Annotated in this window: 17 protein-coding genes; 4 read left to right on the top strand and 13 right to left on the bottom strand. The window is 49.1% G+C overall.

Annotation, left to right across the window (positions count from 1 at the left end; translation table 11 throughout):
- Positions 1-5: 5 nt before the first annotated feature.
- A complete protein-coding gene (gene gnd / locus Q7P68_RS01790; protein ID WP_304222072.1) occupies positions 6-1,481 on the bottom strand; it encodes a decarboxylating NADP(+)-dependent phosphogluconate dehydrogenase in 1,476 nt (491 codons plus the stop codon).
- 54 nt (positions 1,482-1,535) lie between these two features.
- Positions 1,536-2,516, bottom strand: a complete 981-nt coding sequence (locus Q7P68_RS01785) for a LacI family DNA-binding transcriptional regulator (protein WP_304222070.1) — start codon at positions 2,514-2,516, stop codon at positions 1,536-1,538.
- 117 nt (positions 2,517-2,633) lie between these two features.
- On the opposite strand from Q7P68_RS01785, the gene Q7P68_RS01780 reads away from it, so the two are divergent.
- Positions 2,634-3,218: a DNA-3-methyladenine glycosylase I gene (locus tag Q7P68_RS01780; protein ID WP_304222068.1), complete on the top strand. Its 585-nt coding sequence runs from the start codon at positions 2,634-2,636 to the stop codon at positions 3,216-3,218.
- Here the strand turns inward: Q7P68_RS01780 and Q7P68_RS01775 are convergent.
- The 5 genes from Q7P68_RS01775 to Q7P68_RS01755 form a co-directional block, all read right to left on the bottom strand.
- The gene (locus tag Q7P68_RS01775) at positions 3,202-4,506 is read right to left on the bottom strand and encodes a TRAP transporter large permease (RefSeq protein ID WP_304222065.1); all 1,305 of its coding nucleotides are present in this window, start codon (positions 4,504-4,506) and stop codon (positions 3,202-3,204) included. The two genes, Q7P68_RS01780 and Q7P68_RS01775, sit on opposite strands and share 17 nt — an antisense overlap.
- A complete protein-coding gene (locus tag Q7P68_RS01770) occupies positions 4,496-5,023 on the bottom strand; it encodes a TRAP transporter small permease (protein WP_304222062.1) in 528 nt (175 codons plus the stop codon). The genes Q7P68_RS01775 and Q7P68_RS01770 overlap by 11 nt, the downstream gene beginning before the upstream one ends.
- 63 nt (positions 5,024-5,086) lie before the next feature.
- Entirely contained in the window at positions 5,087-6,097 is a 1,011-nt protein-coding gene (locus Q7P68_RS01765; RefSeq protein ID WP_304222061.1) for a TRAP transporter substrate-binding protein, read from the bottom strand.
- 160 nt (positions 6,098-6,257) lie between these two features.
- Positions 6,258-7,490 carry a response regulator transcription factor gene (locus tag Q7P68_RS01760; protein WP_304222059.1) on the bottom strand — a complete coding sequence of 411 codons (1,233 nt, stop codon included), beginning with the start codon at positions 7,488-7,490 and terminating at the stop codon, positions 6,258-6,260.
- Positions 7,487-8,923 (bottom strand): sensor histidine kinase, encoded by a 1,437-nt coding sequence (locus Q7P68_RS01755; protein WP_304222056.1) that lies wholly within the window; start codon positions 8,921-8,923, stop codon positions 7,487-7,489. Before Q7P68_RS01755 ends, Q7P68_RS01760 begins: the two co-directional genes overlap by 4 nt.
- A 64-nt stretch (positions 8,924-8,987) precedes the next feature.
- Between Q7P68_RS01755 and Q7P68_RS01750 the strand changes: the two genes are divergently transcribed.
- Both Q7P68_RS01750 and Q7P68_RS01745 read left to right on the top strand, forming a co-directional pair.
- Positions 8,988-10,373 (top strand): sensor domain-containing diguanylate cyclase, encoded by a 1,386-nt coding sequence (locus Q7P68_RS01750; protein ID WP_304222053.1) that lies wholly within the window; start codon positions 8,988-8,990, stop codon positions 10,371-10,373.
- On the top strand, positions 10,315-11,241 hold the full coding sequence (locus Q7P68_RS01745; RefSeq protein WP_304222051.1) for a C40 family peptidase: 927 nt from the start codon (positions 10,315-10,317) through the stop codon (positions 11,239-11,241). The genes Q7P68_RS01750 and Q7P68_RS01745 overlap by 59 nt, the downstream gene beginning before the upstream one ends.
- Positions 11,242-11,341: 100 nt before the next feature.
- On the opposite strand, the gene Q7P68_RS01740 is transcribed toward Q7P68_RS01745, so the two are convergent.
- From Q7P68_RS01740 to buk, 6 genes are all read right to left on the bottom strand, one after another.
- Positions 11,342-11,875, bottom strand: a complete 534-nt coding sequence (locus Q7P68_RS01740) for a 2-oxoacid:ferredoxin oxidoreductase subunit gamma family protein (protein ID WP_304222048.1) — start codon at positions 11,873-11,875, stop codon at positions 11,342-11,344.
- Positions 11,872-12,687, bottom strand: a complete 816-nt coding sequence (locus tag Q7P68_RS01735; protein ID WP_304222046.1) for a thiamine pyrophosphate-dependent enzyme — start codon at positions 12,685-12,687, stop codon at positions 11,872-11,874. Before Q7P68_RS01735 ends, Q7P68_RS01740 begins: the two co-directional genes overlap by 4 nt.
- Positions 12,688-12,690: 3 nt before the next feature.
- Positions 12,691-13,755, bottom strand: coding sequence for a 3-methyl-2-oxobutanoate dehydrogenase subunit VorB (gene vorB, locus Q7P68_RS01730; RefSeq protein ID WP_304222043.1), 1,065 nt, complete (start codon positions 13,753-13,755; stop codon positions 12,691-12,693).
- Positions 13,752-13,982 carry a 4Fe-4S dicluster domain-containing protein gene (locus Q7P68_RS01725; RefSeq protein WP_304222040.1) on the bottom strand — a complete coding sequence of 77 codons (231 nt, stop codon included), beginning with the start codon at positions 13,980-13,982 and terminating at the stop codon, positions 13,752-13,754. The genes vorB and Q7P68_RS01725 overlap by 4 nt, the downstream gene beginning before the upstream one ends.
- 76 nt (positions 13,983-14,058) lie before the next feature.
- Positions 14,059-14,985 carry a bifunctional enoyl-CoA hydratase/phosphate acetyltransferase gene (locus Q7P68_RS01720; RefSeq protein WP_304222037.1) on the bottom strand — a complete coding sequence of 309 codons (927 nt, stop codon included), beginning with the start codon at positions 14,983-14,985 and terminating at the stop codon, positions 14,059-14,061.
- Between the two features lie 10 nt (positions 14,986-14,995).
- The gene (buk, locus tag Q7P68_RS01715) at positions 14,996-16,063 is read right to left on the bottom strand and encodes a butyrate kinase (protein ID WP_304222034.1); all 1,068 of its coding nucleotides are present in this window, start codon (positions 16,061-16,063) and stop codon (positions 14,996-14,998) included.
- Positions 16,064-16,182: 119 nt separating this feature from the next.
- Here buk and Q7P68_RS01710 point away from each other — a divergent pair, with 119 nt between their 5' ends.
- Positions 16,183-17,067 carry an MBL fold metallo-hydrolase gene (locus Q7P68_RS01710; RefSeq protein WP_304222031.1) on the top strand — a complete coding sequence of 295 codons (885 nt, stop codon included), beginning with the start codon at positions 16,183-16,185 and terminating at the stop codon, positions 17,065-17,067.
- The last annotated feature ends 14 nt before the right edge of the window (positions 17,068-17,081 follow it).

Here is a 17,081-nt window from a genome sequence, read left to right as displayed (position 1 = left end):
ATTCACTAGACCGTATAGGTACTTGCGCTGGTACTGCCGCCCCGACCAGTCCAGTTGGTATGGAAAAACTCGCCCCGGGGGCGATCAGTCCGTTCATAGGTATGGGCACCAAAATAATCCCGCTGGGCCTGCAACAGGTTTGCCGGCAAGGTTTCGCTCCGGTAGCCGTCAAAATAGGTAAGAGCACTGGTCAGGGCTGGCACCGGAAGCCCATACTGCAAAGCGGTCATCGCTACCCGGCGCCAGGAAGCCTGGGCCTTATCCACCACGGAACTAAAGAAGGGGTCCTGCAGGAGGTTTTCTAGCTCAGGGTTCCGGTCAAAGGCTTCCTTGATTTTGCCGAGAAATGCGGACCGGATAATGCAGCCCCCTCGCCACATAAGAGCAATGCCGCCGTAATTGAGTTTCCATCCGTAAGCCTTGGCGGCCTCCCGCATCAGAAGGTAGCCCTGGGCATAAGAAACGATTTTAGACGCATAGAGGGCCTGCTTTAAATCCTGAATAAAAGATTTTCCTGCGTCTCCGGTAAGGGGCTCCCGGGGCAATGAAGGCTTGGTAAACAAAGCAGCCGCCCGGCTCCGCTCCTCTTTCTGGGACGATAGGCTCCGTGCAAAGACAGCCTCCACAATCAGGGTCAGCGGCACGCCAAAATCCAGAGCGGTCATACCGGTCCATTTACCGGTTCCCTTCTGGCCCGCCGCATCAAGGATTTTTTCCACCAAGGGGCTGCCGTCGCTGTCTTTATAACGGAGTATGTCCCGGGTAATTTCGATAAGGTAACTATCCAGTTCAGTCCGGTTCCACTCATCAAAAACATCGGCCATTTCTTCGTGGCTCATCCCGACATAGTGTTTCATAAGCCAGTAGGTCTCGCTGATGAGCTGCATATCACCGTATTCAATCCCATTATGAACCATTTTTACGAAGTGGCCTGCACCGTTTTCTCCAACCCAGTCACAGCAGGGTATGCCCCCTTCGACCTTGGCTGCAATAGCCTGGAAAATGGGTTTAATAAGGGGCCAGGCTGCAGGGGAACCACCGGGCATAAGGGACGGACCGTTAAGCGCCCCCTCTTCGCCGCCAGAAACACCGGATCCAATATACAAAAGTCCCTTGGACTCCACATAACTGGTCCGCCGCATGGTATCCTGGTAATTAGAGTTGCCGCCGTCGATAATAATATCCCCCGGCTCAAGTACAGGCAGCAGCTGTTCAATAGTTTCATCAACCGCCTGCCCTGCCTTAACCATCAGCATAACCTTCCGGGGACGCTTAAGCGCAGCGGCGAGCGCATCGAGGCTTTTTACGCCGATAATACGCTTTCCGGCGCCGCGGCCCTGGATAAAGTCATCAACCTTGGAAACGGTTCTGTTGTATACTGCTACCACAAACCCCTTGCTTTCCATGTTGAGAACAAGATTTTCTCCCATTACGGCGAGCCCGATGAGCCCAATATCGGCCGTACCTTCCCTGCTTCCCATACTTACCTCCTAGCCGGGCGGCTGAATAATTACCACTGCCCGAATTATCATATTTTAGGCTGAAGCTCGCAGCACGAGCCCAGTTCCAAAAGTCTTGCTTTCTATCGTGGTCCCATATTCAATGGCATTTTTTAATTGTTCATAAATAAAGGCCCCCACATCCCCGCCGGTCTGAGCAATGGTGGTAAGGGCTGGATTTATATAGGCATCATAGCCGTCATCGTCAAAACCGATGAGGGACAGTTGTTCCGGAATCGCTATGCCCTGTTTTTGCAGGGCTCCCAGCAAACCGAGGGCAATCTTGTCGTTGTGGCACAGAATTCCATCAATATGTTCCTGTTTGATGAGTTCTAAAACCTGGGATGCCGCATCGGCGCCGCCCTTAAAGCCCTTAGCTGAATGGATGATGCGGGAAGAACGGAACCGAAGTCCTTCCCGTTCAAGGCCCTCCATAAAACCTGCAATCCGTTCTGAGGCCCGAAAACTTTCTACGACCAGAAGCAGCTCTCGGCGTCCCTTTTGCACAAGGTAACGGACCCCTTCGCGGTACCCGCTGCGACGGTCTATGTGAACCGCCGGAAAGGTAATGTCCACCGGCGGATCAACCACCACAAAGGGGATATGACGGGAATCGAGCCACAGCAAGGCTGGCGCATGGGCAGAATGTAAGTTAGAGAAGATCACAAGACCGTCGCAGCGGGGGGCAATACTGCGAATAGCAGTATCTTCCATTTCAGGGGATTCGGCGAACTGCATGAGGACCGCATAGCCGGAAGTGGCAAAAAGTTTTGAAATGACTTCGATTCGGTGAAGGGTAGTATCGCTGGATACTGAATTGGCCACAATACCGACAACTTGTTTGCGGCCCGATTTAAGCGCCCGTGCATTAGGGTCAGGCCGATACCCAAGCTGGTCCGCCGCAGCGAGAACCCGCTGCCGGACCTCGGGCCGTACATTGGGTCGGTCATTCAAAACCCGCGACACAGTCCGGGTAGAAACACCGCATTTCCGCGCTACATCATTGATTGTTGGCACTTTCTTGTCTCCATATTGCCATCGTTGGCAATTATAATACCACCAATTTTAGCTGTCAAGGGCGGCATTTTCAATCATGCTGCTTTTCTTTTTTTGTTTATCTGCTACAGTACGGTCATGGACTTGCATGAACCATTTCGCTGCCCCTGGTGCCTCGGGGACAGGGATTACCAACAATACCATGATACCGAATGGGGCACTCCCCTCAGGGATGATAAAGCCCTATTTTCGCTCCTGGTACTCGAAGGGGCCCAGGCAGGCCTTTCCTGGATCACCATACTGAAGCGCCGCCAGGGGTACCTGGCTGCTATGGACAACCTGGATCCAGATAAGATAGCCCGCTACACCGATGTTGACATACTCAGGCTTATGCAGGATGGACGGATTATCAGGAACCGAAGAAAGATTGAGTCGGCCATCACGAACGCCCGAGCATTTCTTACAATGCAGGAAAAGGGAGTCACGTTTTCTCATTGGCTCTGGAACTGGGTAGATGGACAGCCAATTATAAACCATTGGGAAAGGCTCTTTGAAATCCCTGCACAAACGGCCCTCTCCGAAAAAATCTCAAAAGAACTAGTCCAAAAAGGTTTCAGCTTTGTCGGGCCCACCATCGTGTATGCTTATATGCAGTCTGCAGGACTCGTAAACGACCACCTGACAGACTGCTATCGTTATAAAGAACTTATTTTTGGGGCATGAGCATATCCGGAATCCACATGGTTATTTCCGGGACGAAGGTGATAAGCATTAGAACAGCAAACATAACCAGCCACATGGGGAGCATGGTCTTTACGACCTGTTCTATCCGAATCTTACCCACAGCACAACCAACAAACAAGGCGGAACCTACAGGAGGGGTCGTCAGACCAATAGCAAGATTCAGTATCAGCATAATACCAAAATGAACCGGAGACATCCCCAGGGAACCGACGGCAACAGGATATAAAATTGGTGTGGTGATCAGAATCAGAGGAGCCATATCCATTATCATACCAAGCAGTAAAAGTAACACATTAATGAGAATCAACAGCAGCACCTTGTTATGGGTTACCGAAAGGAGCGCTTCAGTAGCCTTTGCGGGTATCCTCAGATAAGCCATGAGCCAACCAAAGGCGCTTGCTGCTGCAATGAGGGCCATGACCATTGCCAGGGTTTTAAGGGAGTTGTACAGGATGCGGGGAAACATTTTTAAGGGTATTTCCCGGTACACAAAAAAGGTGATTATAAACGCATACACGACGGCAATAGCTGCCGATTCGGTAGCGGTGAATACTCCGGAAATAACCCCGCCAATGATAATAACCGCAGTTAAAAGGCCTAGTACCGCATCCTTGGTAATCTGCAGGGCTTCTTTAAGGGTATAACGACGTTCCTTCGGGTAGTTCCGTTTTATGGCGAATATATAGCTCACGATCATGAGGCCTACTCCCAAGAGCACACCAGGAATAAATCCGCCCAGGAAGAGCCGCCCAACCGAAACGCCCCCTGCAGCGAGGGAATAAATAATCATGTTATGGCTCGGCGGAATAATAACACCCTGACAGGCGCTCGTAACGGTAATACCTACGGAGAAATCATCGTCGTAACCCTTTTGTTTCATCATAGGAATAAGGATGGTACCAATTGATGAAACATCCGCCACGGCAGAACCAGAAATACCACCAAAGAACATGCTCGCAAGACAGTTCACCTGGGCTAAACCGCCACGAATACGGCCCACCAGGAGGTTTGAAAAGAGAATAAGCCTCCGGGAGATACCACCCTGGCCCATCATTTCTCCGGCGATAATAAAAAACGGGATTGCTAATAGACTAAAGGATCTCACACCTTGAACCATTTGCTGTACCACCGCCATGAGAGGTATTTTAAGATAGACAGCGGTCACGATAGATGAAAAAATAAGCGAAAAGGTTATGGGCAGTCTGATAATCATAAGGAACACAAACAGGCCTAATAACAGTATGGTTGCTATGGTACTATCGGGCATGGGAGTCTCCTTTCCCGGATAAAAAGGCATCAACGGCATGATCGTTTGTATCAACATTAAATAAATCCATAAGGGACTCATAGATCATGATAATCGCGCTGATCGGCAGGATGGCATACAATAAACCAGCAGGGAGTTTTGTTGCAGGCATTATAGAAGCCATGGTAAATTGGACCAGCTTAAAACCGTCTACCAACATTACTGTCGCAATAAAGAGCACAACGAGATTCTTTGTCTTGTTAAGCAAAAACAATACCTTTGGGGTCAAGATCCTTTTAGGCAGTACTGATATATTGATGTGCAGATCCTGTTTTACTCCAATAATCATGGCGATAAAAATGAACCACACCGCCAGAAGGAGGGCCACCTCTTCCGACCACATGAGTCCGCTGTTAAATACATAGCGGAGAACCACATTTATAAAAATGATAAGCACCATAGCGATCATGAGGATCTGGGCCAAGTAGACCAACGCAATATGAATAGTGTTAAAAAAAGCTATTATCCGATTTTGCATGAATAAACCTCACAGTGAGCTAAAAAACAGGGCCAGCATTTACCGGCCCTGTTTCTGTAGGTATTATTTTACGTCCTGAATCTGTTTAATTAGGGCTTGTACATCGTTAGGCTGCTTTGCATAGAGGGCTTTCATTTTTTCCTGCCAGGGAGTCTTGTCTGTTACTTCAATGATAATGCTGCCACCGGCCCGGACCTTTGCTTCCGAAGCCTTCTCCCGCTCAGCCCAAAGCTGCCGCTGATAGGGGATTGCATCCAATGCAGCCTGTTTTATGATTTCCTGGTCTTCTTTGGACAGTTTCTGCATGGAAATTTTAGAGGCGATAATGATTTCCGGAACCCTGGTGTGCCCGTCGAGGGTGTAGTATTTTGCCACTTCATAATGACTGGTCGATTCATAGCTGGGCCAGTTGTTTTCTGCTCCATCTATAACACCAGTCTGTAAGCCCGAGTATACTTCGCCATAAGGCATGGGAGTTGCCGCTGCACCCAGAGCCTGTACCATACCAACCATAAGCTCACTTTCCTGGACCCGGATTTTAAGCCCCGCCAGATCTTCCGGCTTGTAGACGGGCCGCTTGGAGTTATAGAAATTGCGGGCTCCCGGCTCAAACCAGCCAATACCTATAAAGCCGGAGGGTTCAAGAGATGCAAGCAGCTCTTTTCCAATAGGACCGAGTAAAACATTCCACATATGTTCTTCTGAACGATAAAGATAGGGCATTTGCAGAGCATTAAATACGGGCACAAAAGATGCCAGGGGAGAAATGCTGACCCGTGTAAAATCGATGGCTCCGAATTGTACCTGTTCTATAACAGCCTTCTCCTGACCTAATTGTGAACTGGGATAGACCTCAATGATGATCCTACCGTTGGTACGTTCTTTGACCAGCTCGGCAAATCTCATATCACCCTTCGTTGTGGGATAATCTGCAGGATGGGTTTCTGCCAAACGAAGAACAATAGGCTTTACTTCTTTAGCTCCCGCAGCCGCACCCTGATCCTGGGTACCGCTTGCAAAGGTCATGGACACAACGAGGGCGAGGCCAGAAATGACCAGCAACAACTTCTTCATACAATCCTCCTAAAAACGGTTTTTCCTCACTGTTGGAACAGTGCAGTTTCAATATAACTGTTCCATTAGTCAGGCACTATTAATGATAGGAGGCTTTGAAAAGCAGAACTTACAAAGATTTTGCTTTTATTTGTACTTTTTTGCTGTTTCGGTCTTTATCCTATTCATACTTTTTTAGATATTCCTGGGGACTAATTCCTTCATGCTTTTTAAATACCCGTGAAAAATATGCCTGATCATTATAGCCCAACATGCTGCACACCTCTTTAATAGAATACCGGCCATCCCTCAGCACATTTTTAGCAGCTTCTATTCGCAAACGGGTGTACACCTGCACAAAAGTTTCACCCTGATAGGTTTTAAACAGGTGGCTTACATGAAAAGGCGAAAGTCCGACCACTGATGCAGCTTCCTTTAGTGAAATATTTTGAGCGAGGTGCTGCCGCATATATCCCATAATTTTAGCAAGTTTACCCTTCGCATGTTCCTGCGATAGCCCCGCTACAGGATCGACAACCAATAGCGGCAATGCATCTCTTGCCAAAGAACTGTAATTACACAGCTCCATAAACAAGTCCCCAATACTGCCGCCTTTCCATTCCATGGCTGTAAATTTAAGCTTTATGCCAAGCTGATTTTTAATTTGATCCACAATAGAATGGAATTTCGACTGCAACGCTGCTTCACTCACAGGCTCACTGAATAATAGAACCGCATAAAATCGGCGTATATCCTCCGTTTCACTGCCAAGTACTATGGTTCCGGGAGTATCGAAACTATTGTTAAGATATATTTTTATTTTTTTTACCAGATTCTCCTGTACAATCTTGTTATTTCCAGCCAAACAGCCTAAATCGGCAGCAATGAGATAGGTCTGACTTTTTTTCATTCCCCTGTATTCAGCATAGGCTAACAGTTTCTCGTCCGAAAGGCGGCCCTTTCCAATATCGATTTCCAATTCCTGCAGCAAGAGACTTTCCGAGACAAAGCTTGAATGAGCTGTTTGGTGTTCTGTCTTTATATGCTGTATTACTTTTGCGATGGTTTCCTGCACTGTTTCTCTGGATACCGGTTTTACCAAATAATCTTGTACACCGAGCCGTATCGCCTCCCGGGCATAATCGAATTCACTAAAGGCAGTCACAAACACAATGTGGGTAGCGGGTTGCAAGAGGTTTATTTGTTTCGCAATGGAGATACCATCCAAGCCCGGCATCCTTATGTCAAGCAATACAATATCGATTTTGGCTTGCTGAATTCTCTCTAAAACCTCCCGGCCATTTTCAGCTTCATAGAGAACTAAGGATAATCCGTTCATTTCTCCGAGTATTTTTTTTATAGCCCTTCGCTCTAATTCTTCATCATCTGCGACAAGAACCGCTATTTCAGTCATCCGAGATGCACCTCCATTGTTGTGTCTGCCGGAAAAGCAACAGATACGGTGGTCCCCTGTCCTAAAGTACTTTTAATCTGCAACGAGGCCCGATCACCGTAACAGATCTGCAGGCGTCTTCGGACATTGCTGATTCCAAGTCCTTCATGCAGCTTATCAATCTTATTGAAAGACATCCCTTTTCCGGTGTCCTTTATTTTAGCATATACCATATTACCCCTGCGATTTATGGTAAGCTCCACGCTCCCTCCCTGCTCCAGAGGTTCTATACCGTGCCTTACCGCATTTTCTACAAAGGGCTGTAAGGTAAAGCGGGGAATAAGCACTGACCGAGCGCTTTTTTGTATGTTCACTTTCCATTGCAGCCGCTTACCGAATCGAAGAGACTGAAATTTCAAGTATTCACTTACAATAGAAGCTTCCTCCTCGATGGAAACCAAAACCTGGGGGGACGCGAGGGCATAGCGAAACAAAGCCCCCAGTGCAAGGGTCAATTGCTCTGTTTCCCGGGCTCCTTCAAAAAGAGCGGTCCTGGCAATCGTGTTAATTGCATTAAACAGGAAATGGGGCCGTATTTGATCCTGCAGATTGATAAACTGGGCTTCCTTAAGAGCCAGGTCTTCCTCCCGCAGTTTTCGTTCCAATTCTGCTTTATCCCGAAGGTCCTGAACCATCCGTTTTATATTTTGACTCATGGTATTGAATGCACTTGCCAGGGTATCTATTTCGTCTCCGGTAGCGGTTTTAATTTCAGGGACATCCAAGTCTCCTTGCGCAATTCGCTGGGAAGCCTCTGCAAGCCGATGGATTGGCTTAGCTATGGCAGATGAGAAGGCAATAGCGGCTAAACCAAAGAGGATGATAAAGACTCCCAAAAGGCCCAGCGTAGCAGCCCTGATTCGGTGGATACGTCCCACCAGAATCTGATACAGATCAGAACCGGCCTGCATTGCATCGGAAAGCGTTGTCGCAAGGTATAAATCCACATAAGCAGCAATTCGCCCTGCAGCAGCTATATCCTGGTACCATGTGGCATCCTTGTGGCCTCGGGCTGCAATACCCTTTCCCAGCTGTATAAAATAGGCATCCAGCCCCCGCCGGGTAGCCCGTAAATTAAAATAAACGTTTTTACTTTCACTCTCATGGGATTCAAGCTGGGAAAGGGTATAATAGAGGGCTCGCTGCTCCTGATCTATTTGGGATTCATCGGGAATATTGCCTTCTCTCAGCTGACGCTCAATCCGCTGAAACTGCTGGGCTAAATCCAATCTGAGACGGTGTATTTGATGGTATCGGTTAAGCCGGAAATCGAACTCCTGAACACCATGGTAGGTAACAAACTGTACATAGAGGTCCAGCATCGCCACCGCACTGATAGAAGCGATATAAAAGAGGAGCAGCTTTTTACGAATCGATAACTTCAGTTTTGGCATAATATTATTATAATTTTAAATTCCATCTTTACATACTGAAAATAAGATTTATAATGTAAAAACTATGGCTAAACCATTACATATTAAAAAATTATCATTAAAACAAAAGATTCTAAAATCTCCATATCTGCTAACTCTTCTTAAAGGTTCTGGAGTTTTTGTTAAAAATTACGAAAGCGGCGAAGCAATTCCGAACACTATCTGGAAAAATTTAGGCTATTCTGACCGGGACATGAAGCACGATTCATGGCTCCAGGTGGTGCATCCTGAAGACCTTGAAAAGACAAAAAGCTTTCATGAACGCCTTGTTAAGGGTGAAAACGACCTGTGGGAAGGAGAATACCGAATCCGCGCACGGTCAGGGGAATACCATACCATTCGGCACCGGGCTATCGTTCTTGAACGTTCGGAACAAAAAACACCCCGGCTTTATATAGGCTGGGATGTGGATATTACCGACCTGGTCTTGCAGCTGGAAACCGTAAAAAAACAGCTCGACCATTACCGCCAGCTATTACAGCGCTCAGAAGAAATCAGGAATGCGGCTACCATTCTGAGCACTACCCTGGACCCCTATGAAGCGGCTGAGCAAATGATATACCAGGCTTCTCGAATTCTCACCTTTGATGCAGCCACGGTACGGGTACTGGAAGATGATGAGGTCATATTGCTTGCAGCCAGCGGATTCCAATCAGGCGTGGACCCCGCCTGTATTCCTAATCTTTTGCTCCAGTCATTCATTAAACCAGATCCAACCCCAAAGGTATTTGCCCCAGCTTCCGGACCTTACCGACATATTCTGGGAGTACCCATTATTAAAAGAAACAAACTGATTGGATGCATCGAGTTTTATTCAAAAAAAGAAAATTGTTTTACAAAAGATCAGATTGGCAATGCCTTGCTCTTTGCTGAACAAGCAGGGGTTGCGTTTGCCAATGCATTACGGCACAGAATAAGCGAACAGGAAGCGGCTACCGACTGGCTTACCGGACTGCCCACCAGGCGCTCATTCCATGCACGGATAAATAGGTTTTTATTAGAGAACCGCCCAGATGAAACATTTGCGCTGCTTTTAATCGATATCGACCATTTTAAACACATTAACGATAATTACGGCCACCTGTTTGGTGATACCGTTTTAGTTGCTATAGCAGGGGCCTGCAAGGAAGCTTTTCGAACCCAGGATATCAGCTGCCGCTATGGCGGAGAAGAAATTCTGGTTGTTCTTCCTGGGGCGGATGAGAAAATAGCCTTGGCGGTAGCAGAACGAATTCGGGATCATATTCAGCATCTTCATTTTGATGAAAATCCTGAAGTTGCGGTCACCGTGAGTATTGGTATTCACTGCACAACAATCCAAACAGATATTCGGGAAGCAATCTCATGTGCCGATGAAGCCTTGTACAGAGCTAAAGAATCTGGTAGAAACCGGTGTATATTATATAACTGAGGCTCTGCTCATGCGATATCGCACACTCCATATTATACTGCTCATATTTATAGCGCCCTTCCTGGCGATTGCCATTGATACAGCTTCGCTTCGTAAAGCTATTGTTACGACAGCCACGAAATATGTAGGGGTCCCCTACATGTACGGCGCATCTTCTCCCACGGCCTTTGACTGTTCTGGGTTTGTCGGCTATGTATACCGGGAAGCCGCTGCAATAACGCTTCCCCGTTCGTCCAGGCAGATTTGGGCCATTGGACTTGCTATACCCCTTGCAAAGGCGCAGCCCGGGGACATCCTCGTGTTTGATACCTCTGGCGGCTTCCCCAGTCATGTGGCACTCCTTATCGATAAAAACCAGATGGTCCATGCGGTCTCACAGGGGCCCCGCACTGGTGTTATGATTTCTTCCCTGAATGATTCCTATTTCGGTCCACGGCTTATCGGCGTCCGCAGCTTTATCTCGGACAATTCGGCGCAAAACAGTGTTGCTCAGAAACCTGAAAACAGCTCTCCGGCTCAGGAACCGGTTAAAAACGAAATTCCCGTAGATACCATTTCGTTCGCCATTACGAATGAAGTCCTTATCTATACTGATAAGATTCCGGCCCAAGTGGGAAGCGGCGTTCAATTTGTGGTGAGGAATGAAACCGGGAAAGATGGTATTTTTGAGATTCTCTTTTATAAAATGGATCTTGATCCCGCTAAATCCAAGACAATCAGACAGGACCGGGTATCCATTAAGGCTGGAGCATCGGTAGAGATTGATCCGATCATACTGACCGAAACCGGCCAGTATAAACTCATACTCAAGACCAGCAGCAACCTCAAACGGGTCGAGCGGGTCTGGAAGGTTGTGGGGACAAAATAGGTTGTTGAAACGCCTAACGCATTTCAACAACCTGCGCCAATCGCGGCACGCCCCGAAAAAAACTGAACCAATTTCGCGGGGCTCGCCCCGTAAACTTTCCCTAAACCGCTTGATACCCCGCCTGGATCGCTTCCAGGTTCATGGGGACAAACTTGTGCTTTGTCTCGGGGAAAAACTTTTTTAAGATCCGCTCCGTATCGGTCAGTTTAAGCGCCCCGGTAAGCTTTGCAAGGGCTCCAAGGGCTACCATATTGGCAATCTTAGCGTCTCCGATCTTTTCTGCTATTCCCTGGGCATCTATTTTGACCACCCGAATATCTTTCCGGCCTGGGTCATCCTTCACAATCGTGGAATTGATGACCATAAGACCCTCGGGCCGCACCATTTTTTCACATAAGGGAAGGGAATCGGGGTTCATAACCAACACCGAATCAGGGACGGTTACTAAGGGACTCGCGATTTCTTCGTCAGAAACAATAACCCCCGCCCGGGCAATACCGCCCCGTTTTTCGGCCCCATAAAAGGGAAAAAAGGTAACATTTTTACCCTCTTCCATAGCAAGATACACCCAGATTTGTCCCAGGGAAATGATCCCCTGGCCGCCAAAACCGGCAAAAAAGGATTTTTCTGTCATCGTGCAGCCCCCTTTGCAACAGCGCCTCCGACTTCAACGCTGGCTGCGGCGGCCCCCGCAGAAGCCCCTTCGAGCTCGTTTTTAATTTCCCCGAGGTGATAGTAGGGAATCATGTTTTTTTCGAGCCAATCCACCGCCTCAGCCGGTTCCATGCTCCAGTTGGTGGGGCATTGGGACAGGATCTCTACCATGGTAAATCCAATACCTGCCATTTGGGCCTGGAATGCTTTTTTAATATACTGCTTGGTCTTTCGGATGTTAGCAGGTGTATTCACCGCGCCGCGGGCAAGATATCTTGTTCCACCTAACGTAGCCAGCAATTCACAAACCTGAATAGGATAGCCCATACCGGCCTCCACCGGGTCCCGCCCCAGGGGCGCGGTGGTTGCCTTTTGCCCAACCAGGGTGGTGGGGGCCATTTGGCCTCCCGTCATACCATAAATCGCATTATTAACGAAAATAACGGTAAATTTTTCGCCCCGGTTTGCCGCATGAATAATTTCAGCGGTACCGATGGCAGCCAGATCCCCATCACCCTGGTAGCAAACCACAAGGTGATCAGGCAGCACCCGTTTAATCCCTGTTGCAGCCGCGGGAGTACGCCCATGGGGCGGCTGGACTGAATCAAAATCAAAATAAAGATCCGCCCAAATAGAACAACCTACCGGATTGGTAATAATTGCCTGCTGCTGCAAGCCCATTTCATCGATAACTTCGGTAATGAGCCGGTGTATTACGCCATGGCCGCAGCCGGCGCAATATTTCGTAGCAACCTTTTTCAGGCTCTCGGGGTGTCCGTAGAGTTTTTTCATGTCTTACCTCCCGAGGATACGCTTCGCCTCAGCGAAGACCTCTTCTTCCGTTGGAATGACTCCACCGCAGTGGCCCAGCAAATGAACTGGTGCGCGGCCGAGAACCGAAAGCCGGACATCCTCAACAAGCTGTCCCATACTCATTTCGACAGTCAGGAAGGGCTTACCTTTTTTAGCGAGCTCTGAAAGGGCCTGTTCTGGGAAAGGCCAGAGAGTTATCGGCCGGAACAGCCCAAGTTTAATTCCTGCCTTATCCGCCAGTTTTTTTGCGCCAAGGCAAACCCGGGCGGAGGTACCATAGGCGACCATGTAAAGGTCCGCATCTTCGCCGATTAACTCATAGCGGACTTCTTTGGCTTTAATCTGTTCGTAGCGCTGGAAACGGGCTTTTACTTTGGCCTCGAGACTTTCCGGCACGAGATCCAGGGACGAAATATGCCGTGCTTCGCGGCCTGTAAGTGCCTGATGGCCCACGGCCCAGTCCCGTTTGGGAAGATCCTTGAGATCCCGCTCAGGAGGCAACACTACCCCTTCCATCATTTGTCCAATCATGCCGTCGGCCTGGAGTATCACCGGAATCCGCCAGGTGTCGGCGAGGTCAAATGCAAGATAGGTCAGGTCCGCTGCTTCCTGCACGCTTTTCGGGGCCAGCACGATGGTATAATAATCTCCATGGCCGCCTCCCCGGGTCGACTGGAAATAGTCGGCCTGGCTGGGAGCTATGGAACCCAGACCGGGGCCGCCCCGGACCACATTAGCCAATACAAGGGGAATATCCGCCCCCGCTGCATAGGAAATACCTTCCTGTTTAAGACTCACCCCGGGGCTGCTGGAACTGGTCATTGCCCGGGCACCCGCAGCACTGGAACCATATACCATGTTGATGGCGGCCACTTCGCTCTCCGCCTGGATAAAAACCCGGCCTCGGGCAAGCATATGCCGGGCCATGTAGGCCGTTAATTCGTTCTGGGGAGTAATCGGATAGCCGTAATAAGCGGTACAGCCCGCTCTCATAGCGGCCTCCGCAATAGCCTCATTCCCCTTCATTAAGCGTTTTCCTTCGCTCATGCCTCGTCTCCTTCCAGTTCATACACCTCGATGCAGACATCGGGGCATACCTGATAGCAGTTGCCGCATGCTATGCATTTTTCCATATACTTTGCAAAGGAAGGGTATGTTCCTGTTGCATTAGGTGTTGTGTCTGGTTCAAGAACCTTGGAAGGACATGCACGGACGCAGAGATAACATCCCTTGCACATTTCCCGGTCAATGACAACCTTGCCTCTCTTAGCCATAGGGCCTCCTTATGGAACTATTTAGACAGGCCTATGATTTCAGTACTACAACCGGATCAGGCCCGTCCTGCTCTGATTATTTCTTTTTCATGGTAAAAGAAACCAGCACCGCCAAGGCGATAGAGGCATGCTTTGTTTCGGCGCTATCGGCCCGGCTTGTCAAGACCACCGGTGCCCCAGCCCCCATGACAAGCCCTGCCCCCTTAGCCCCGCCCAGGTCAATGACAGCCTTGTACAGGATATTTCCGGCCTCAATGTCCGGCGCCACCAGGATATCCGCATCCCCTGCAACGGGGCTTTCGATTTTCTTTATCCGGGCTGATTCGGCGCTGATAGCATTATCCAAAGCCAGAGGCCCGTCAACAATACAGTCCTTTATTTGACCCCGGCGGTTCATTTGGGTCAGAATAGCAGCATCGACCGTACAGGGCATTTTGTCGCTGTTTACCTTCTCGACCGCGGCCAAAAGCGCCACCTTAGGCATTTCGATGCCCAGGGCCCGCGCACAATCCACCGCATTGCGGATAATATCCATTTTTTCCTGCAGGGTCGGCGCAATGTTAATTGCCGCATCGGTCATGAGAAATAATTTATGGTAATTGGCTGACTCGGCTACCCCAACATGACTCACGAGCCGGCCTGCATTCAGCCCCGTTTCTTTGTTCAAAACAGCCTTAAGAAGTACCGAAGTATCAAGAATTCCCTTCATAACAAAAGCTGCCTTTCCCTGCCGCACATAATCCACCGCAAGAGCGGCAGAACGGACGATATCAGGCTCATCAACAAGCTTATAAAAAGAAAGATCTATATTTTTAGCCCTTGCAATAGACTCTATCTGCCCGGTGTTTCCGATTAAAACCGCATCCGCAAATCCGTCCTTACGGGCTGCTTCCACGGCAACCAAAACCTCTTCGTCCTGGGCTGCCGCAACAGCTATTTGAACCCGGCCGTTTTCCGCAGACAGACTTTTCGCCTTTTGGATCAATTCAGCGATAGATTTCATATCCATTCCTCTAATACTCTACTGGAATTTCTTCTCCCCGCAGGACCCGAAGTCCTGCATCACGGAGTGCTTCCAATTCGCCTTCGCCGGGGAATACTTCCACCGGGGCAATCCACGACACCTTTTTTGTTATTCCCTGGATGACATTGGTATCATGAGCAATGCCGCCGGTTAGCAGGATGGCATCTATTTTTCCGTCCGCCGCCGCAGCCAAGGATCCCACTTCTTTTGCAACCCTGTATATAAAACCATTAAGGACCAAAGCCGCTTCCTGATCCCCTTCGCTGACCCGACGTTCCACTTCCCTCATATCGTTGGTGCCCAAGAGGCTTACAAAACCCCCATGGCCGGTCAGCATTTTTCGGATTTCGTGTTCACTGTATTCACCGGAGAAACAGAGACTCACCAGAGATCCTGCGGGGATTGTACCAGCCCGTTCGGGAGTAAAGGGACCTTCGCCGTCTAAGCCATTATTCACGTCCGTTACCCGGCCTCGCCGATGGAGACCCACGGTCACACCGCCGCCCATATGGACAACAATAAGATTTATGTCATCATACCGTAAACCCTTGGACTTTGCATACCGGAGGGCTACAGCCCGCTGATTTAGGGCATGGAAAATAGAGCGCCGCTTTATACCCTTAATGCCTGTGAGACGCGCCACATCGTCCAGTTCATCAACAACCACCGGATCACTTATATAGGCAGGAACACCCAGTTTAGTTGCCAGATCATCCGCAATGAGGGCACCCAAATTAGAAGCGTGACCTCCGTAACAGGCCGTGCGGAGGTCCTCCTTCATTTTATCGTTGACTCGGTAGGTCCCATGAGGCAGAGGGCGTACCAGTCCGCCCCTGGCTACTATACAATCAATAGCCTTATGATCGATAACGTGAGCATCGAGCAACTCCAAAATAGCTTTCTCGCGAAACTCCATCTGGTCTGCCACTGTATCGAATTGAGCAAGGGCTTCTACAGAATGGGAAACACCGGAAGAAAAGACCGTTTCTTCGTCCCGGTACACACCAACCTTGGTGGAGGTAGACCCGGGATTGATAACAAGTATCGTATATGCCATAGCAATGACAGTATATACCAAAATGGAGATTTAGCAAGGAAAATGGTTGCTTTTTTAATTATAAATCTTGATATTATAAAGAGAAGCATTACACTATCACTTAAGGAGCTTTAGCCAGAATGATACAAAAGAGCGGATTTTCCATTCGATTTCTCGGACAGAATTCTTTTATATTGATGGACAGCCAAGGCTTTTCTATAGCCATCGATCCTTATTTGAGCGACTGGTGTGCCTCCCGAGGCAAAGACAAAACGCCGACACCTAAAAGCCGGCTTTTTCCGCCGCCGATTGCCCCAGAGAACCTGGATGTGGACCTGGTATTGCTTACCCATTCTCACTGCGATCACGCGGACCCGGAAACGCTGCGGGCCCTGGCAGGCAAAGGCCACATACGCGTTGCAGGCCCCCGGGATGCCCTTAAGGCGGCGGAAAAAGCCGGCATCAGCGCGGAACGGCTCAGGCTTATACATCCGGGAGAAGAAATAACCTTTTACAGCAAACCCGGCATGCTTGCCGCGGCGGAACAAATACGGCGGAGCAGTGAAAGTCCATTTGAAGGGGGCATTCGGATTAAAGCTACCTTTGCGCTGCCAACCGACGGAACAGACCTGAACCATGTGGGCTATATTATCCGGTTTAGCGACGGCAGCACCTTCTGGAATACGGGGGACACTGCCTGGTGCGATCTATTACCTACACTTGCGTCCAGAGAAGTCTGCAAGACAATTGCAGAATGGAATGGCGGAACCGGCCCCAACGTCATGGCTGTTTGTATTAATGCGGGCTACGGCAACCTTTCGCACTGGGATGCAAGCCGACTTGCCGGCGCAGCCCAGGCCCGCTATGTGGTTCCCGCCCATTGGGACCTCTTTCCCCACAACTCGCTTAATCCAGAGCCCTTTCGGACATCCCTGGAAAAGAACGCCCCGGACTCAATGTACTTTTTAATGGAACGGGACCGTGTATACCATTATGAAAATGGCCAGCTTGAGCCGTCAGAGTAATATGGACTTTATAT

This window comes from Gracilinema caldarium, from assembly GCF_029265695.1.
GTDB classification, from domain to species: Bacteria; Spirochaetota; Spirochaetia; order Treponematales; family Breznakiellaceae; genus Gracilinema; species Gracilinema caldarium_A.
Note: the sequence above shows the minus strand (reverse complement) of the source record. Positions and strands in the feature narration are given on the sequence as shown.